This is a genomic window from Duganella sp. AC917 (assembly GCF_979258245.1).
Genome location: NZ_OZ409848.1, coordinates 3815699 through 3832753, shown reverse-complemented (window position 1 = coordinate 3832753; position 17055 = coordinate 3815699). Strand labels below are relative to the sequence as shown.

9 protein-coding genes are annotated in these 17055 nt (G+C 63.4%); 6 read left to right on the top strand and 3 right to left on the bottom strand.

Annotation, left to right across the window (positions count from 1 at the left end):
• Positions 1–276 precede the first annotated feature (276 nt).
• Positions 277–1356, top strand: coding sequence for a 3-deoxy-7-phosphoheptulonate synthase AroG (gene aroG / locus ACZ0BA_RS16595; RefSeq protein ID WP_463452316.1), 1080 nt, complete (start codon positions 277–279; stop codon positions 1354–1356).
• 44 nt (positions 1357–1400) lie between these two features.
• On the opposite strand, the gene ACZ0BA_RS16590 is transcribed toward aroG, so the two are convergent.
• From ACZ0BA_RS16590 to ACZ0BA_RS16580, 3 genes are all read right to left on the bottom strand, one after another.
• Complete coding sequence (locus ACZ0BA_RS16590) at positions 1401–4223, bottom strand: TonB-dependent receptor domain-containing protein (protein ID WP_463452315.1); 2823 nt, start codon at positions 4221–4223, stop codon at positions 1401–1403.
• Between the two features lie 427 nt (positions 4224–4650).
• Positions 4651–7323 (bottom strand): TonB-dependent receptor, encoded by a 2673-nt coding sequence (locus ACZ0BA_RS16585; RefSeq protein ID WP_463454771.1) that lies wholly within the window; start codon positions 7321–7323, stop codon positions 4651–4653.
• A 435-nt stretch (positions 7324–7758) separates the two neighbouring features.
• Complete coding sequence (locus ACZ0BA_RS16580) at positions 7759–10536, bottom strand: TonB-dependent receptor (RefSeq protein WP_463452314.1); 2778 nt, start codon at positions 10534–10536, stop codon at positions 7759–7761.
• A 576-nt stretch (positions 10537–11112) separates the two neighbouring features.
• Here ACZ0BA_RS16580 and ACZ0BA_RS16575 point away from each other — a divergent pair.
• The 5 genes from ACZ0BA_RS16575 to ACZ0BA_RS16555 all read left to right on the top strand — a co-directional run bounded on the left by ACZ0BA_RS16575 (position 11113) and on the right by ACZ0BA_RS16555 (position 17026).
• The gene (locus tag ACZ0BA_RS16575) at positions 11113–12051 is read left to right on the top strand and encodes an ABC transporter permease (RefSeq protein ID WP_463452313.1); all 939 of its coding nucleotides are present in this window, start codon (positions 11113–11115) and stop codon (positions 12049–12051) included.
• On the top strand, positions 12048–13073 hold the full coding sequence (locus ACZ0BA_RS16570; protein WP_463452312.1) for an ABC transporter permease: 1026 nt from the start codon (positions 12048–12050) through the stop codon (positions 13071–13073). The genes ACZ0BA_RS16575 and ACZ0BA_RS16570 overlap by 4 nt, the downstream gene beginning before the upstream one ends.
• Positions 13070–14818 carry an ABC transporter ATP-binding protein gene (locus ACZ0BA_RS16565; protein ID WP_463452311.1) on the top strand — a complete coding sequence of 583 codons (1749 nt, stop codon included), beginning with the start codon at positions 13070–13072 and terminating at the stop codon, positions 14816–14818. Before ACZ0BA_RS16570 ends, ACZ0BA_RS16565 begins: the two co-directional genes overlap by 4 nt.
• 45 nt (positions 14819–14863) lie before the next feature.
• On the top strand, positions 14864–15826 hold the full coding sequence (locus ACZ0BA_RS16560; RefSeq protein WP_463452310.1) for a VTT domain-containing protein: 963 nt from the start codon (positions 14864–14866) through the stop codon (positions 15824–15826).
• 174 nt (positions 15827–16000) lie between these two features.
• A complete protein-coding gene (locus ACZ0BA_RS16555; protein ID WP_463452309.1) occupies positions 16001–17026 on the top strand; it encodes a glucokinase in 1026 nt (341 codons plus the stop codon).
• Positions 17027–17055: the final 29 nt, after the last annotated feature.

Sequence of the window (17055 nt, the reverse complement as noted above, 5' to 3'; positions counted from 1 at the left end):
TCCTCCCGAAACAATCCACTAGTCAAGAAATAGCTTGCCAACCGTTACGCGTTGGCGTTATAGTCATTCCACGATATTTACCCAATACCTGTCGAACACGTTCATGACCCACTTCTTCTTTACCGGCTACTTTTACTTTAGCGATTCCAACCCCAAGGCGGTGGAGTAGCGGCCGGTGCACGTAGAAGTAAAAACGAGTTCCCGCAAATCCTGAAAAAACCGCCTGATGAGGCGGTTTTTTTTTACCCCGACATTTTTGAATACCTGGAGAACAGCATGCCCCGTACCGACGATCTGCGCATCCGCGAGATGAAGGAATTGGTTCCACCGTCCCACCTGATCCGCGAATTCGCCTGCAGCGAGGCGGCCGAGCACACCGCCGCCAACGCCCGCATCGCGCTGCACCGCATCCTGCACGGCCAGGACGACCGTCTGATGGTGGTCATCGGCCCGTGCTCGATCCACGATCCGAAGGCGGCCATGGAATACGCCAACCGCCTGATCCACCTGCGCCGCGAACTGGCGGGCGACCTGGAAATCGTCATGCGCGTGTACTTCGAAAAGCCGCGCACCACCGTCGGCTGGAAGGGCATGATCAACGACCCGTACATGGACAGCAGCTTCCGCATCAACGACGGCCTGCGCATGGCGCGCGAACTGCTGCGCGACATCAACGAGCTGGGCCTGCCGGCCGGTACCGAATACCTCGACGTCATCAGCCCGCAATACATCGCCGACCTGATCAGCTGGGGCGCGATCGGCGCCCGCACCACCGAGTCGCAGGTGCACCGCGAGCTGGCGTCCGGGCTGTCGTGCCCGGTCGGCTTCAAGAACGGCACCGACGGCAACGTCAAGATCGCCGTCGAGGCGATCAAGGCGGCGTCGCAGCCGCACCATTTCCTGTCGGTCACCAAGGGCGGCCACTCGGCCATCGTCTCGACCGCCGGCAACGAGGATTGCCACATCATCCTGCGCGGCGGCAAGGCGCCCAACTACGACGCCGCCAGCGTCGAGGAAGCGTGCAAGGCGATCGCCGCGCAAGGCCTGGCCGCGCGCCTGATGATCGACGCCTCGCACGCCAACAGCTCGAAAAAGCCGGAGAACCAGGTGCCGGTGTGCGCCGACATCGCGCAACAAGTCGCCGGCGGCGACAACCGCATCGTCGGCGTGATGGTCGAATCGCATCTGGTGGCCGGGCGCCAGGATCTGGTGCCGGGCAAGGAACTGACCTACGGCCAGTCGGTCACCGACGGTTGCATCGATTGGGACAGCAGCGTGCAAGTGCTGCAGGGCCTGGCCGCCGCCGTGCGCCAGCGCCGCCTGGCCACGCAGGCGGCGGAAGCCGCGTCGAAGTAAGAAAAAAGGACTCCGAGGAGTCCTTTCGTTTATTCCTATCAAGCTTAAAACTTGTAGTTGCCCGTCAGGTAGAAGGTGCGGCCCAGCGGGTCGGTGTAGCGGCCGTCGTAACCGGACTGGTTGCCGCCGCCGGCGTTGCGCATGGTGAACGGCGGGTCGATGTCGGCCAGGTTCTTGATGCCGGCGGTGATCGAGAACTGCTTGGTCAGCTGCGCCTTGGTCTGCCAGTCGAACGTGGTGTACGAACTGACCCTGCGCGTCAGCGGCACGTAGCCGCCCAGGCTGCCGTCGGCCAGCACTTCGCGCACGACCGAGTTGTTTTCGTCGTACTCCTGGTCGGTGTAGCCCGAGTGGTAGTTGGCCGTGAGCGAGTGCAGGAACATATTGGTGCGCAGCGACGCCGTCAGCTTGGAGATCACGCGGAACGTGACGTCGGCGTACGAGTTGAAGCGGCCGATATTCTTTTCCAGCCCGGTGCCGGGATTGTCCTGTTCGGCCTTGGTCATGAAGGTGCCGGTCCACTGCAGCGCGACCTTGCCCAGCGCCGTGTTGGTGCGGTAGGTGTGGTCCCAGTCGATGCCCTGATAGTGAGCCGTGGCCAGGTTGAACGGCGTGAGCGCCGCCACCAGCACGTCCTGCTTCTGGATCGGGTCGAAGTAGCTGCGCAGCAGGCTGTCATAGACGGTCGGGTTGCCGAACACCAGGTCCTCCGACAAGGTGGTGATCTGGTTGGTCAGCTTGACGTCCCAGAAGTCGAAACCGATCGACAGGCTGGGGATCGGCTCGAGGCGGAAGCCCAAAGTGGCTTGCTTCGATTCCTCGGGCAGCAGCGCGCCTTCGCCGGTGGCGGCGTTGCCGCCGGTGAGCAGCGCGTATTCGGCCGGGCCGTGGCACAGGCGGAAGCGCGGGTCGGTCGGCGAGGTGATCGGGCAGGCATGGAACTGCGACGAGCCGCCGTTGACCAGCGGCTTGACGATGTCGGTCAGCACCGGCGCCTTGAAGCCGGTGCCGTAGGACGCGCGCACCAGCAGCATGTCGACCGGATTCCAGCGCAGCGCCAGTTTATACGTCGCCTTGCTGGCGGTTTTGCCTTGCTTGCCCGAGCCGAGCAGGTTACCGTCGGCGTCGAAGTTCTTGTCGTTGGTGACGGCGCCGAAATCGTCGTAACGGGTTGACGCGGTCAGGTCCATGTTCTTGAACACCGGCAGCAGCAGCTCGCCATACGCGCCCCAGTTCTTGCGGCTGGCGTCGACCGGCAGCGCGCCGGAAGTGCCGCCGACGGCGGCGTCGTTGAAGTCGGGCTGCTGCTTGTTCGGGCCCTGGTTGTAGGCGCTTGGCGCTTCCGAATATTTTTGCCGGGTGAAGTCGGCGCCGACGGCCAGCTGGGCGGCGCCGGCCGGCATCTTGAACAGTTCGGTCGTGGCGCTGGCCTGGATCTGGTCCAGCGTGGACTTGGTTTCGCCGAACTGGACGTCGAGCACGGCCGGCGCCAGGATGCCCTGCGAAGTGCCCGGCGGCGCGAACGGGTCGAACTGGCCGGAGGTGACCAGGGCGTCGAACGCGTTCAGGCTCATGTAGCCGCCGGCGGCGGTGTCGGTCTGCTTGTTTTCCGAATGGGTGAAGGCGGCGCGGTAGTCGAAGCCCTTGACGGTGCCGTCGACGCCGAAGGCCAGGTGCTTGGCGACGGTTTTATAGTTGTCGGCGCGGCCGCCGGCGTCCACCAGGCGCAGGCTCATCGTCGCGCTGTCGACGGTGGCGCCGGCCGGCACGCCGACGCGCGCCAGATACGGCGCGATCGAGCGGGCGTACAGCGCGCTGTCGAGCGGCACGCCCAGCGGCTGGGCCGGCGGCGCGTACTGGGCGGTGTTGGTGAACGACGAGCCGAGCGCTTCGGCAAAGAAGTTGGCGTTCTCGTTGATCTTGTAGTTGAGCGAGGCAAACACGCTGTCGCGCTTGATGGCCGGGGTGTTTTGCACGGTGGCCGCGTAGTCGAACTGGCAGCGGGTGGGGCTGATGCGGAACAGGTTGCTGCCGTTGCAGGCGCCGGTGGCCAGCAGGTTGGGGCTGAACAGGACGCTGCCGGCCGACTGGTCGGGATTGGTGTACTGGACGGTGGCGGTGCCCGGCATCGAGTTCGAGCTTAGCTGGTAGAGGCTGTAGTTCTTGCCGTTCGCCGAGAACGGAATCACGCCGCTTTTGGAAAAGTCGCGGTCGCGCGCCCACGAAGCCTTGGTCTCGTCGTGCGAGGCCGACACCAGCACGTTGAAGCCATCCTTCTCGATGTCGCCCCAGCCCTTGGAGACCGATGCGGTCTGGGTGCGGCCGCCGCGGCTGCGCGGCTGGCTGTACGAACCTTCGATGATGGCGTCGGTCTGGTTTTTCTTGAGGATGAAGTTGACCACGCCGGCGATCGCGTCCGAGCCGTACAAGGTGTTGGCGCCGTCGGTCAGGATCTCGACCCGCTCGACCGCCGCCAGCGGAATGCTGGCCAGGTTGACGGTGGAGCCGGAGGTGGCCGGCGCCAGGCGGCGTCCGTTGAGCAGCACCAGCGTGTAGCCTTCGCCGATCGAGTGGATCGACGCCGATTGCAGGCCGCCGCCGCCGCCGTTGACCGACATCGACGACGTGGTGAAGCCCTGCATCGATGGCAGGGTGGCGATCAGGTCGGCGACGCTGGCCGCGCCGCTTTGTTCGATCTGCGCCTTCGACAGCGTCTGCACCGGCAGCGCGCCCTCGGCGGTGATGCGCTTGATGCTCGAGCCGGTGATCTCGACGCGCTGGACCGGCGCCTCTTCCGTTTGCGCGGTGGCCGCGTGCATGCCGAGCGCCAGGCCGCCGGCGCAGATCAAACGTACCGATCGTGACAAAACTGTTTCAACCATCATTGTTTAACTCCCGAGTCAAAGCGGGACACATGGGCGGTCCCGTAACTCATCAAATCATTGGCGGCGAATCGCTGTCAATCCGCCAGCGCTGCCGCGCTAGCCAGACATGCGCATGCCCGCGCGGCGTCGGCGCGCGCCAAATCCGCGCGAAAAAACGCTCTAATTCGGTGCGGGGAGGGGAATGGCGAAATGAATAGACGCGTTGCTATCGAATCGGAAGTGATTCTGCGGCGCCGGCGTTTATCGGCGGTGCAATGTTTGTGCGGAACTAATCATCGTGAAACTGGATCAATTTCCGCCCCGGCGTTACATTCGCACAACAACAATGGCGCGGTGGCCGGATGTGAAAAACCCGGACGCGCCTTGCGGCGGGTCCGGGTTGGACAGGCGTTACAACCGCCTGGAAGGCTTAGAAGGTGTAGCTGCCGCGCAGGTAGATCGAACGGCCGACCGCGTCGGTGTAGCGTGGATCGTAGCCCTTCTGGAACAGCGTGCCCTGGTTCGAGAACGGTGGGTCCTTGTCCAGCAGGTTTTTGACGCCGGCGGTCAGGCTGATGCCCTTGAAGCCGGTGTAGGTGCCCGACAGGTTCCACAGGCTATACGACGGCACTTTGTTCAGGTACTGGTCTTCGATGTCCAGGTTCTGGTCGGTGTAGCCGGACTTGAACGATTGGGCCAGGGTTGCGGCCCAGACGCCCTGACGCCAGTTCAGCGCGGCGTTGTGCTTCCAGCGGAACACCGGATTGTTGGCGGCGTAGCGGCCGACGTTCTGGGTGTAAGGACCGCCGCGTTCGTCCTGGTACTCATACTTGTGGACGTAGGTGCCGTCGACCGTCAACGTGAAGTTGCCGTACGGGGTGGAACCGGAACGCATCGTCAGGCTTACGTCCAGGCCGTCGGTGTTGACCTTGCCCAGGTTTTCCTTCAAGTCCAGGATCGCGTACGGCGAGCCGTCCGGGTTGCGCAGGAAGCGCTCCTGGTACTTGGCGTAGTCGCCGTAGATCGCTTCTTCCGGCAGCGCGTTGATCTTGTCCTTGAGCTTGATGTTCCAGTAGTCGACCGACAGGGTCGCTTGCGGGATCGGCTCGATCACCACGCCAAAGGCGAAGGTCTTCGATTTTTCCGGGCTCAGGTTCTGGTTGCCGCCCTGCAGTTTGTACTGTTGCAGGTCGCAATCGCGCAGCGGATTGGCGATCGGGTTGCTCGACAGCACGCCGCCCGGGCACAGGACCGGATCGTTGTACGAGTTGTTGGTGTCGTTCTTCGACTGCGGTGCGTTCTTCTCGAACAGGGTCGGCGCGCGGAAGCCGGTCGAGGCCGAACCGCGCAACACGATTTGCTTGGTCGGCTGGTAACGCACGCCCAGTTTCGGGTTGGTGGTGTTGCCGACGTCGCTGTAGTCATCGAAACGGGCGGCCAGCTGCACTTCCAGGTCCTGGATCAGCGGCATGTTGACTTCGCCGAACACGGCCTTGATGGTGCGCGCGCCGCTGGTCGACTGGGAACCGGACAGGCCCGAGCTGGTCGCCTGGCCGGCGATGGCGCGGTTGACGTTGAAGTCGGCTTCTTCACGGCGCAGTTCGCCGCCGATGGCCACGGCCAGCTTACCGCCCGGCAGATCCATCAGTTCGCGGCTGGCCTTGGCGTCGATGCCGGTGTTGCGGGTCTTGCCCTTCTGGACCTGGCCGCGCAGCGCGGTGCTCTCCAGATAGGTCTTGCCGGCGGCGTCCTGCAGGCCGAACGGGTTCAGGATGCCATTGGCGACACCGGCGGCAAAGCTCTCGTCGCGCACATAGCCGCCCGTGAAGTATTCGGCCGAACGGCTTTCCGACAGGTTGAAGCCGGTTTTGTAGTCCCAGCCGCCCAGCAGGCCTTCGACCGAGAACACCAGGCGGTCGGCCGCGCCCTTGGAATTGATTTCACGCGGACCGGCTTCGGTCGGACGCCAGTTGACCGACAGCGGCTGGCCGGACAGGCCCGGCATGGCCGGCACGCCGCCCGAGTTGCCAGGGTAGTATTTGCTGGTGATTGGCAGGATCAGGCCGGTCTGCGGTGGCGGCGCCGTGTGCGAGACCACGTCGTTTTCCGAGTGCAGGTACTCGATCGACGCCAGGTGGTCGTTGTTGAGCTTGAAGGTGGCCTTGCCGAAGAAGGCGGTTTGCTTCTGTTCCGGCAGGTCGTCGATCTGGCGCGTGTAATCCTGGCGGCAGGTGCCGTTGCTGGCGCGCGGCACCGAAAGCGGTGCGTCGCAGCCGGTGGCGAAGCCGGGGTTGCCGGTGGCGCCCGACGTCGGATCGAAATAGTTGCCCGGGAAAGTGGTGCCCGAGGTCAGGTTCAGGCCGCGCTCCGGAATGATGCCGGTCTTGGAGAACTCGCGCTGCTGCGAGGTCAGGATGTCGATCTTGTGGTGGTCGAACACGCCGAAGACGTTGAAGCCGTCTTTTTCCAGGTCGCCGAAGCCGCTGGAGATGTTGATCCGTTTCTCGTCGGCGCCCGGGGCGCGCGGCAGCACTGCCTCGGCGGTGATGGTGGTGGCGTTGACCGAGCGTTTGGTGATGAAGTTGATCACGCCGCCGATGGCGTCGGTGCCGTAGATGGCCGAGGCGCCGTCGCGCAGCACTTCGACCCGCTCGAGTGCCGACACTGGAATGATGTTGAGGTCGACGCTGGCGCCGTCATACGGATGGTTGGCGATGCGGCGGCCGTTGAGCAGCACCAGGGTTTTGTCGCCACCGAGGCCGCGCAAGTCGGCGCTGGCCGCGCCGCCGGTCGGTAGGCCGCTGCTGTTGCCGCCCACCACGTTACCGGCGCCAAAGCTCGAGCTGTTTGACGGGATGCGGTCCAGCACTTCCTGGGCAGTGGTCAGGCCCTGCTTGACGAAGTCGTCCGCCTTGAACACGGTCAGCGGGTTGGCCGTTTCCGACACCAGACGCTTGATCGACGAACCGGTCACTTCGACGCGCTGCATCGGTTGGTCGGCGGTTTGCGCCAGCGCTTGGCCGATTGGCGCGATCAGTCCCAGACCCAGCAGGCCGCCGGCGCACACCAGGCGCACGGAGCGTGCCAAAGTTGTTTCAACCATCATTGTTTCGTTCTCCCAATTCTTATATCGATGACCACGGAGTGATCGCGGGTTTTTTGCGGCGCATGCCAGTGAGAAAAACGTAGCGTTTTTCGCATTCGCCATCAGATCACCCACGGATGCCGGCTGTCAACGTACAAAGTTTTGTAAAAGCACGTAAAAAGCGGGATTTCGTGCAAGCAACATTGCGCCAATACAGCGCTAAAAAACGCTCTAATTTGGTGCCGGAGCCGATCCGGTGCGCGGAAACATTGGCGTATCGGCATAAATTTAGCGAATATCTTGGTGCGCCGTGGCTGGTGTGCCACATCCTGGTGCGCCACCGACAGTCATCCGGCCACGTTTAGGCACATTTACAACGTTACATTTCTGCCACAAAAAAGGGCGGCGCCGTAGCGCCGCCCTTCAGGGTCGGTTCAACCTGCCGTCAGACGGTTAGAAGAACTTGTAGCTGGCGCCGATTTTCATGTAGCGGCCGATGGCGCCGGAAGCGTCCATCGGGTTGTAGCTCATGCCGCCGTAGGTCTGTGGATCCAGCGGCGCGATCTTGTCGAGCACGTTGTTCATCGACGCGTACAGGGTCAGCTGCTTGTTGACCGCGTAGCGGGTCGACAGGTCCAGGGTCGTGAACGAGGCGATCTCGCACTTCGCGTTCGGGGCGTTGGCGCCGCCGACAAAGGTGTTGGCGCACAGCGACGCGGCGTCGGCCGTGTTGCGCATCTTGTCGCGGTAGTTAACGTTACCCGTTACGTTCAGGTTGCCCAGATCCCACGTGGCCATCAGGCTGACCTTGTTTTTCGGCGTGCCGGCGCAGTTGGACGTGTCGCAGTTGCCGTGCGTGCCGGCGTACTGATACGTCTTGGTGGCGGACTCGGCCCGCAGCCACGAAGCGACGTGGGTCCAGGTCAGGCCGACGACCGCGCGGCCGTAGGCCCCCAGTCGCAAGCGCTGCTTGATATCGAAGTCCACACCGCTGACCTTGGTGTAGCTCGAGTTGCGGTACGGCGCCTGGGTCAGCACCAGGGTGCCGGTGTTGGGCTGGGCGACGCCGCCGACGACCAGGTTGTTGTCGTTACGAACCGCAGTCGGCAACGCGGCCGCCTGGTCGTACGGCAGCGAGTTGATCTCGTTGCTGCGCTTGATGGTCCAGCCGTCCAGCGACAGGCTGGTGCCGTCGAGCGGATCCCAGACCAAGCCCAGCGTCTTGCCCTTCGATTCCTCCGGTTGGAGCTTCGGATCGCCGACCTTGACGGCGGCCACGGTGATGGCGCAGTCGGTCGAAGTGGCGCCGCCGGCGGCCGGCACGCCGCCCGGACAACGGATCGGATCGCGCACCGGCGCCGAGCCGGTCGATTGCGAGGTGGCGTTGCCCTCGGCCGGGCCGGGGGCGCGGAAGCCCTCGGTGTAAGTGCCGCGCAGCGCGAAGCTCTTGACCGGGGTCCACTTGATGCCGGCTTTCGGCGTCGACGAGCTGAAGTTGTCGTATTTGTCGTAGCGAATCGCCGCCGACAGCTCGACGGTCTTGATCACAGGCGCCAGGATCTCGGCGTACACGGCCTTGACCTTGGTGTCGCCGAAGGCGGCCACATAACTCGAGTTGATGGTGCCGTTCTCCGAGCCCGACAGCGACGGGTTCGACAATTGTTCTTTGCGGTATTCGCCGCCGAACGCCAGACCCAGGTTGCCGCCCGGCAGTGCGAACAGTTCACGCGAGGCTTTGAAGTCGATGATGTCGAGCTTGGTGGTCGATTTCGACGTGGCGTTCACGCGCAGCGCCGCGTACAGCGAGGCGGGATTGCGGTAGGCCTGGTCGCCGATGTAGTACGGGAAGTACTGCGAGGTCGGGTCGCCCAGCGCCGAGCGCAGCACGTTCATGTTCAGCATGTTGGTGTATTCCAGGTCCAAGGTGGACTCGGAATGGGTGTAGCCGGTGTCGTAGTCCCAGCCCATGGCCGAGCCCTTGATGCCGATCACGGCGCGCGTGAATTCGTTGTCGGCGCTGCGGGTGCTTGGGCCGACGTCGAACGCCGAGTAGCGCAGGCGGGTAGCCACGCCGTACGGGTTTTGCGGGTGCGTCGCGCCCAGCAGTGCGATGTTGCCATAGTTGACGAAGCCCAGCGGATTGGCGGCATTCGGCGGGAACGCGATCGTCGGCGTGATGGTCGGCGGGATCATCATGAACGAGGTGTTGCGCTTGGAGTAGCCCGCTTCGGCGTAGGCCTGGGTGTTTTCGTTGATTTGCCAGGTGCCGCGCGTGTACAGGTTGACCGATTCGATCTCCGGCTGCATGTCGCGGAACTGGTCGTGGTGCCACAGGCAACCGCCGTTCGCGCCGGTCTGGTCCTTGGTGGCCGACAAGGTCGAGCAGCCGGGCAGGGACACGTAGTCGTTGGTGGCCGGATTGCGAATCGAACCGGCCGGGCTTGGGCTGGCGTTGTTGTTGCCGGCGATGTAGCCGTTGGCGAACTGGGTACCGACCGGGTAGCCATACGGACGCAGGTCGGCCTTGCCGATGTGCGCGCGGTCCTTGCGGTCGCTGTTTTTGATGCTGTCGGACTGGAAATATTCGGCGTTGAAGACGAAGTTGTACTTGTCGTCGTCGAGGTTGCCCTTGCCGTAGGTCAGCGAGGCCTTGTTCTGCTTGCCGTCGTCGTAGCGCGACCAGCCGGTGTCGCCCTTGATTTGCAGGCCTTCGAAGTCCTTGCGCAGGATGATGTTGACGACGCCGGCGATGGCGTCGGCGCCGTAGGTCGACGACGCGCCGTCCTTGAGGATCTCGATGCGCTCGACGATTTGCATCGGAATGGTCGACAGGTCGGTGAAGCTTTTCTGGCCGTCGTCGGCGCGCGCGAACGGCGCCATGCGGCGGCCGTTGAGCAGCACCAGGGTCGAGGTGGCGCCCAGGCCGCGCAGCGAGATCGCCGTCGAGCCGGCCGCGAAGCCGTTGCCGAAGCCGGTCGGCAGCGAGCCGGCGCCGTCGGCGGTCAAGGTTTGCAGGTATTCGGACACGGTGCCCTTGCCCGATTTCAGCAAGTCCTCGCTGGTGATCACTTGCACCGGCGATGCCGTCTCTGCGGTCGCGCGTTTGATGCTCGAACCGGTGATCTCAACGCGCTGAATCGGCGCGTCGGTCGTTTGCGCCATGGCCGGGGCGGACATCAAACCTGCGGCGGCGAGACCACCCGAAAAAATCAGGCGTACTGAACGGGACAATACTGTTTCCATCATCATGCTGACACTCTCCAACTGAACTGGGACTACCCTGAAATGAGTCGCCGGCCACGCGGCCGATCGCTGCATCGCGGCGCTCTCGTGCGAGGAATTTTTTCGTTCCTCTATTTTTATAAGAGCATCGGCATTGCTGAGGTGTCAACGCGGCCAATGCCTATCGAACCGGATTAACCGATCATTTTATTTACGACACGGCGCTGGCACCAAAGTGATAGTCAGTACCGAATTCCCCGTAATGAGCGGCTAAATTCGACTAACACGCAGGAAAGGTTTGGTTTTTCGCTAACGATGTAAACATGAAGGAAATTTCGACAACGGGGGTTTTCGCCGGAAATTAAACTGTAACAAATCTGTAACCTGTTACTTTTAGGCGACAAAGTGCTGGTTTGCGATTGAATATCAATTTCACCGACGCAGCAGATTATTCGGTGTCAGGACCGGTTTTTCAGCCACCGATACTTACCCGAGCCGTCCGGCATGGTCAGCCGCTGCCGGATCGGGTATAACTGCCCGTGTGGAATGTCGGGTTGTGTAACGTCTGTATAGGAGAGGCGCGGGATGGGGGCTTTTGTGGTGCGCCGCGTGTGGCAGATGTTGCCGACGATGCTGGGCGTGGTGTTGCTGGTGTTTCTGCTGTTTAACTGGGTCGGCGGCGATCCGGCCTATATATTGGCCGGCAAGATGGCCAATGCCGAGGCCATCGCCAACATCCGCCACCAGCTCGGCGTCGACCAGTCCTACGCTATGCAACTATGGATTTTTATCCGGCAGATCGTCACCTTCGACTTCGGCCTGAGCTGGGCGACTGGCGAGCCGGTGTCGCACATCATCGCCACACGGCTGGGGCCGTCGCTGACGGTGCTGATTCCGCTGACCGTGCTGGAAACCGTGATCGGCATCGCGCTGGCGCTGGCCGTCGCCTTCGTGCGCGGCTCGCTGACCGACCGCGCGGTGATGATCGCCTGCACGGTCGGCATGTCGGTCAGTATTCTGGTGTACATCATCGTGCTGCAGTACGGGCTGGCCTACAAGATGGGCCTGTTCCCGGTGCAAGGCTGGGGGCAGGACTTGCGCGAGAACCTGACGCGCTACGCGGCGTTGCCTATCCTGATCGGGCTGGCGGTGTCGATCGCGCCGACTTTACGGCTGTACCGCAGCTTTGTGCTCGACGAGGCGGGCCAGGACTATGTGCGCACGGCGCGCGCCAAGGGATTGAGCGAGCGGCGTGTGATGTGGGTGCACGTGCTGCGCAACGCCGCCATCCCGATTGTGACGCACGTGATGGCCAGCCTGCCGGCGTTGCTGATCGGGGCCTTTCTGCTGGAGCGTTTCTTTGGCATTCCCGGCATTGGACGCGAGGTGATTCTGGCGGTTGAACGCAGCGATTTTCCGGTCATCAAAGCCATCACCGTCTATGTTGCGGTCGCAACCATGGTCTTTAATCTGCTGACGGATCTGATGTACCAGGCGCTCGATCCACGGGTGAAACTCGCATGACCGGCGTGATACTGACGGGGCCGCCGGCCGGCTTGTGGACCCTCGCGTGGCGCCGGCTGCGCGCCGACCGCGTGGCGATGCTGTCGCTGGCGGTGGTGAGCGCGTTCCTGCTGATGCTGGCGCTGTCGGCCGGCGGCCTGATCGCCGCCGACTGGGAGGACGAGGTCGGCGTCAACTACGCGCCGCCGGGCTTTGTCGGCGCCAAGGTTGGCGCGGGGCCTGCCGTCGTGGCGCGGCGGGCGGCGCTGCCGGACAATCCCTTCGATCCGTTGGCTGACGATATCCGTGCGCTGAAGGCGCAACTGGCCGCGCGGGCCGATGCCGGGCCGCAAGCCGCCCGCCTCGCCACCTTGCCGTTTGGCGGCGACAAATGGGGACACGACATCATCAAGAAGACCATCAAGGGCGGAGAAACGTCGATTGTCGTCGGCCTGGCGTCGGCCGCGCTGGCGGTCGGCATCGGCACCTTGTTCGGCGCGCTGTCGGGTTACTGGGGCGGCGTGGTGGACGACGTCTTTAACTGGTTCTACAGCATTTTTACGGCCATCCCGTCGGTGCTGATGATATTGGCGGTGGCCGCCGTGCTGCAGCAGCGCGGCGTGGCGACCATCGTGCTGATCCTCGGCCTGACCGGCTGGACCGGCCCGTACCGTCTCATCCGCGCCGAGTACATCAAGCACAAGGGCCGCGAATACGTGCTGGCGGCGGACGCCATCGGCGCCTCGCACTGGCGCAGGATGTTTTCGCATATCTTTCCCAATGTCAGCCATGTGGCGCTGGTGCAGTTGTCGATCCTGGTGGTCGGCTTTATCAAGGCCGAGGTTATCCTCAGCTTCCTCGGCTTCGGCGTGCCGGTCGGCGTGGTGTCCTGGGGCAGCATGCTGAACGAGGCGCAGAACGAGCTGATCCTCGGTCGCTGGTGGCAGCTGACGGCCGCCGCCATCGCCATGGCGTTGCTGGTGACGGCGTTCTCGCTGCTGACCGATGCGCTGCGCGACGCCCTCGATCCGAAGGTGAAATGATGGCCAGCGAAAACATGGATAACGACATCCTGCTCGATGTCCGCGCGTTGCACATCGGCTTTCGGGTCGACCGCCATACCACGGTCGAAGCCGTCAAAGGCGTGTCCTTCAGCGTGCCGCGCAACGGTACCGTCGCGCTGGTGGGCGAGTCGGGCAGCGGCAAGTCGGTCAGCTCGCTGGCGGTGATGGGCCTGCTGGCGCCGGACACCACCATCATCGGACCGTCGAGCAGCATCCGCTTCGATGGCCGCGAGTTGCTGTCGCTGGCGCCGGCGCAACGTCGCGCGCTGTGCGGCAAGGACATCGCGATGATCTTCCAGGAGCCGATGTCGTCGCTCAACCCGGTGTTCACCGTCGGCGCGCAGATCGGCGAGGTGCTGCGCCTGCACCTTGGCATGGGCCGGGCCCAGGCGCGCCGCCGTACCCTGGAATTGCTCGACGAGGTGGGCATCCCCGATCCGGCGGTGAAGATCGACGCCTATCCCAGCCAGTTGTCGGGCGGCCAGCAGCAGCGCGTGATGATCGCCATGGCGATCGCCTGCGAACCGAAGCTGCTGATCGCCGACGAGCCGACCACCGCGCTCGACGTGACGATCCAGAAGCAGATCATGGAGCTGATCGCGGGCCTGCAACAGCGCCGAGCGATGGCGGTGTTGCTGATCACGCACGACCTGGCGCTGGTGGCGGAGATTGCCGACCACGTGGTCGTGATGCGCCATGGCGAGGTGCGCGAGGCCGGCGCGGCGCGGCAGGTGCTGGACGCGCCGGCCGATGCCTACACCAAGGCGCTGCTGCACTGCCGTCCGAGGCTGGACCAGCGGCCGTGGCGCCTGCCGGTGATCGCCGACTATATGAACGATGCGGCGGAGGGCAGGCGCTTTGCCGGCGGCGACATCGCCGAAGGGCAGGGCGTTACCTTGCTGCATCCGCTGCAGCGCGAGCGCGGCTATCGGCCGGACGACGAGCCGGTGCTGGTGGTCAATAACTTGAGTAAGAGCTTCCATGTGCGCGAGGGCTGGTTCGGCAAGCGCGAGTTCAAGGCGGTCGACAATGTGTCGTTCACGCTCGCGCGCGGCAGAACCCTGGGCGTGGTGGGGGAATCCGGTTCCGGCAAAACCACGGTCGGCCTGACCTTGCTACGGCTGCACCAGGCCACCGGTGGCAGCGCGCTGTTCGACGGACGCGACCTGCTGTCGATGACGGCGCGCGAGTTCCAGGCGTACAAGCGGCGCATCCAGATCATTTTCCAGAATCCATACGCATCGCTGAACCCGCGTTTCACCGTCGGCCAGATATTGCTGGAGCCGATGCGCATTCACCGCATCGGCGCCGACGACCGCGAGCGGACCGCCGCCGCGTATTCATTGCTGGAAAAGGTTGGTTTGCCGGCGACTGCGTTCCAGCGTTATCCGCACGAGTTTTCCGGCGGCCAGCGGCAACGGATCGCCATCGCGCGCTGCCTGACGATGAAGCCGGAGATTCTCGTGTGCGACGAATCGGTGTCCGCGCTGGATGTGTCGGTGCAGGCCCAGGTGCTTAATCTGTTGCAGGATCTGCAAGACGAGTTCGGGCTGTCGTACATCTTTATCTCACACGACTTGTCGGTGGTGAAATATATCGCCGACCAGGTGATGGTGATGCGGCGGGGCGTGGTGGTGGAAATGGCCGGCTCTGACGAGCTGTATCGTGATCCGCAGCATCCGTACACCCGCAGCTTGCTGGCGGCCATCGCCGGGCGCACATGAGGTGGCGCGGGAACGGTTAAGCGATTTTTAAGTTAAGATATACGCATGCCGAATTTAATCCAACTGCTGCAAGAATATGGCGTACTGATCGTGTTTGCGATCGTGCTGATCGAGCAGATCGGCATGCCGATTCCTGCTTATCCGATCCTGATCGTCGCCGGTGCCCTGTCCATCGATGGCGACTTCAGCTGGCCCGCCGTGCTGGCGGCGGCCATTTGCGCCTGTTTGATCAGCGACGGCTTCTGGTTCCGCATGGGGCGCTTCTACGGCAAGCGCATCCTCAAGCTGCTGTGCAGGATTTCGCTGTCTCCCGATTATTGCGTCAGCCAGACCGAGGACAGCTTTACCAAGTGGGGGCCGAAAATGCTGATCGTGGCCAAGTTCATTCCAGGGTTTAACACGATCGCCTCGCCGCTTGCCGGCGCCATGGGCACGAGGTATCAGGTTTTTCTGGGCTATAGCTTGCTTGGCGGAGCGTTGTGGAGCGGCACCGGTATCGCGATTGGTGCTTTTTTCCATTCCAGTATCGATTCGGTGTTGACGACCCTGAGCGACCTGGGCTCGACGGCGCTGATGGTGTTGCTGGCGCTGCTGGCGCTGTTTGTCGCGTATAAGTATGTGGAGCGCAAGCGTTTCCGGCAGTCGGTGCAGATCGACCGGGTGACGGTGGACGACTTCAAGCAGCTGATCGAGGCGGGCCACGATCCGGTGCTGGTCGATGCGCGCAGCGTGACGGCGCAAATGCTGGAGCCGGCGATTCCCGGCGCGCTGTTGTTCAAGGGCGGCGAGCCGAGCACGGAGATCATCGCGCTGGATAGAAAGCGCCATATTGTTGTGTATTGCAGTTGCCCCAATGACGTGACGGCGGCGCAGGTGGCCAAGGAGTTGAAGGCGCACGGGTTTACCTTGGCGCGGCCGTTGCATGGAGGACTGGATGCGTGGAACGCGCGGTTCGGCACGCGCGAGCCTGCGGCCGACCAGGTCGTCGATACGGCGCCTGCGGCTTAAGCCGCAATAACCGCTCGGGAGCGTGCAGGGCAGGGTAGTCATACTACTCAAAATAAATTCTCAAAAGTAATTTCATGGGCCAAACGCAGCCGAACTGTACTAAAACTACAAACTCTGCTTGCCTGGAATAGTGGAAATACCTTAAGCTTAGGCCTCAACTATTTTCGACCGACCATGACAGCCCAGTCCCTTCAATCGCCTACCTCCCCGACCACCGACTACATTGGTGGCCCGCGTCTGCTAGCGGATATCGGCGGCACCAATGCGCGCTTCGCGCTGGAGACCGCCCCGGGCAAGATTGAGGCGATCGAAGTGCTGCCTTGCGCCGCCTACCCCACCATTGCCGACGCGCTGGTCGCCTACCTCGGCTCGCCAGCCGTGGCCGGCAAGGGCGTCACCGGCATCCGCAATGGCGCCATCGCCATCGCCAACCCGGTGACCAGCGACATGGTGCGCATGACCAACCACCATTGGCAGTTCTCGATCGAGGCGCTGCGCCGCGAAGTGAACTTCGACATCCTGGTGGTCGTCAACGATTTCACCGCGCTGGCCAGCTCGCTGCCGCAACTGTCGGCGACGCAAAAACACCAGGTCGGCGGCGGCGTGGCCGTGCCCGGCACGCCGCTGGGCCTGATCGGCGCCGGTACCGGCCTGGGCGTCTCGGGTCTGATTCCAGGCAAGGACGGCTGGACCGCGCTGCTGAGCGAAGGCGGCCATGTCAGCTTCTCGCCGGTCAACGCCAAAGAAGTGGCCATCCTGCAGTTCGCGTGGAAAGAATTCGAACACGTGTCCGCAGAGCGCCTGATGTCCGGCGCCGGTATCGAGCTGATCTACCGCGCGCTGGCCGACCAGCAGGGCGTGACCGCCGAGCCGCTGAGCGCGGCCGACATTTCCACGCGCGCGCTGGCCGGCGAATGCCCGCTGTGCGACGACGTCATCGAGACTTTCTGCCGCATGCTCGGCACGATTGCCAGCAACATCGCCATCACCCTGGGCGCGCAGGGCGGTATTTATATAGGTGGCGGGATCGTGCCGCGCCTGGGCGAGCGTTTCGACAAATCCGGCTTCCGCGCGCGCTTCGAACAGAAGGGCCGCTTCAATAAATACCTGTGTCAGGTGCCGACCTGGGTCATCACCGCCGAATACCCTGCCTTTGTTGGTGTTTCTGCAATTTTGTCGGATCGGCTTGCCGCTGCGTAAGGCAACTTACATATCGATGTCGCCGAAAT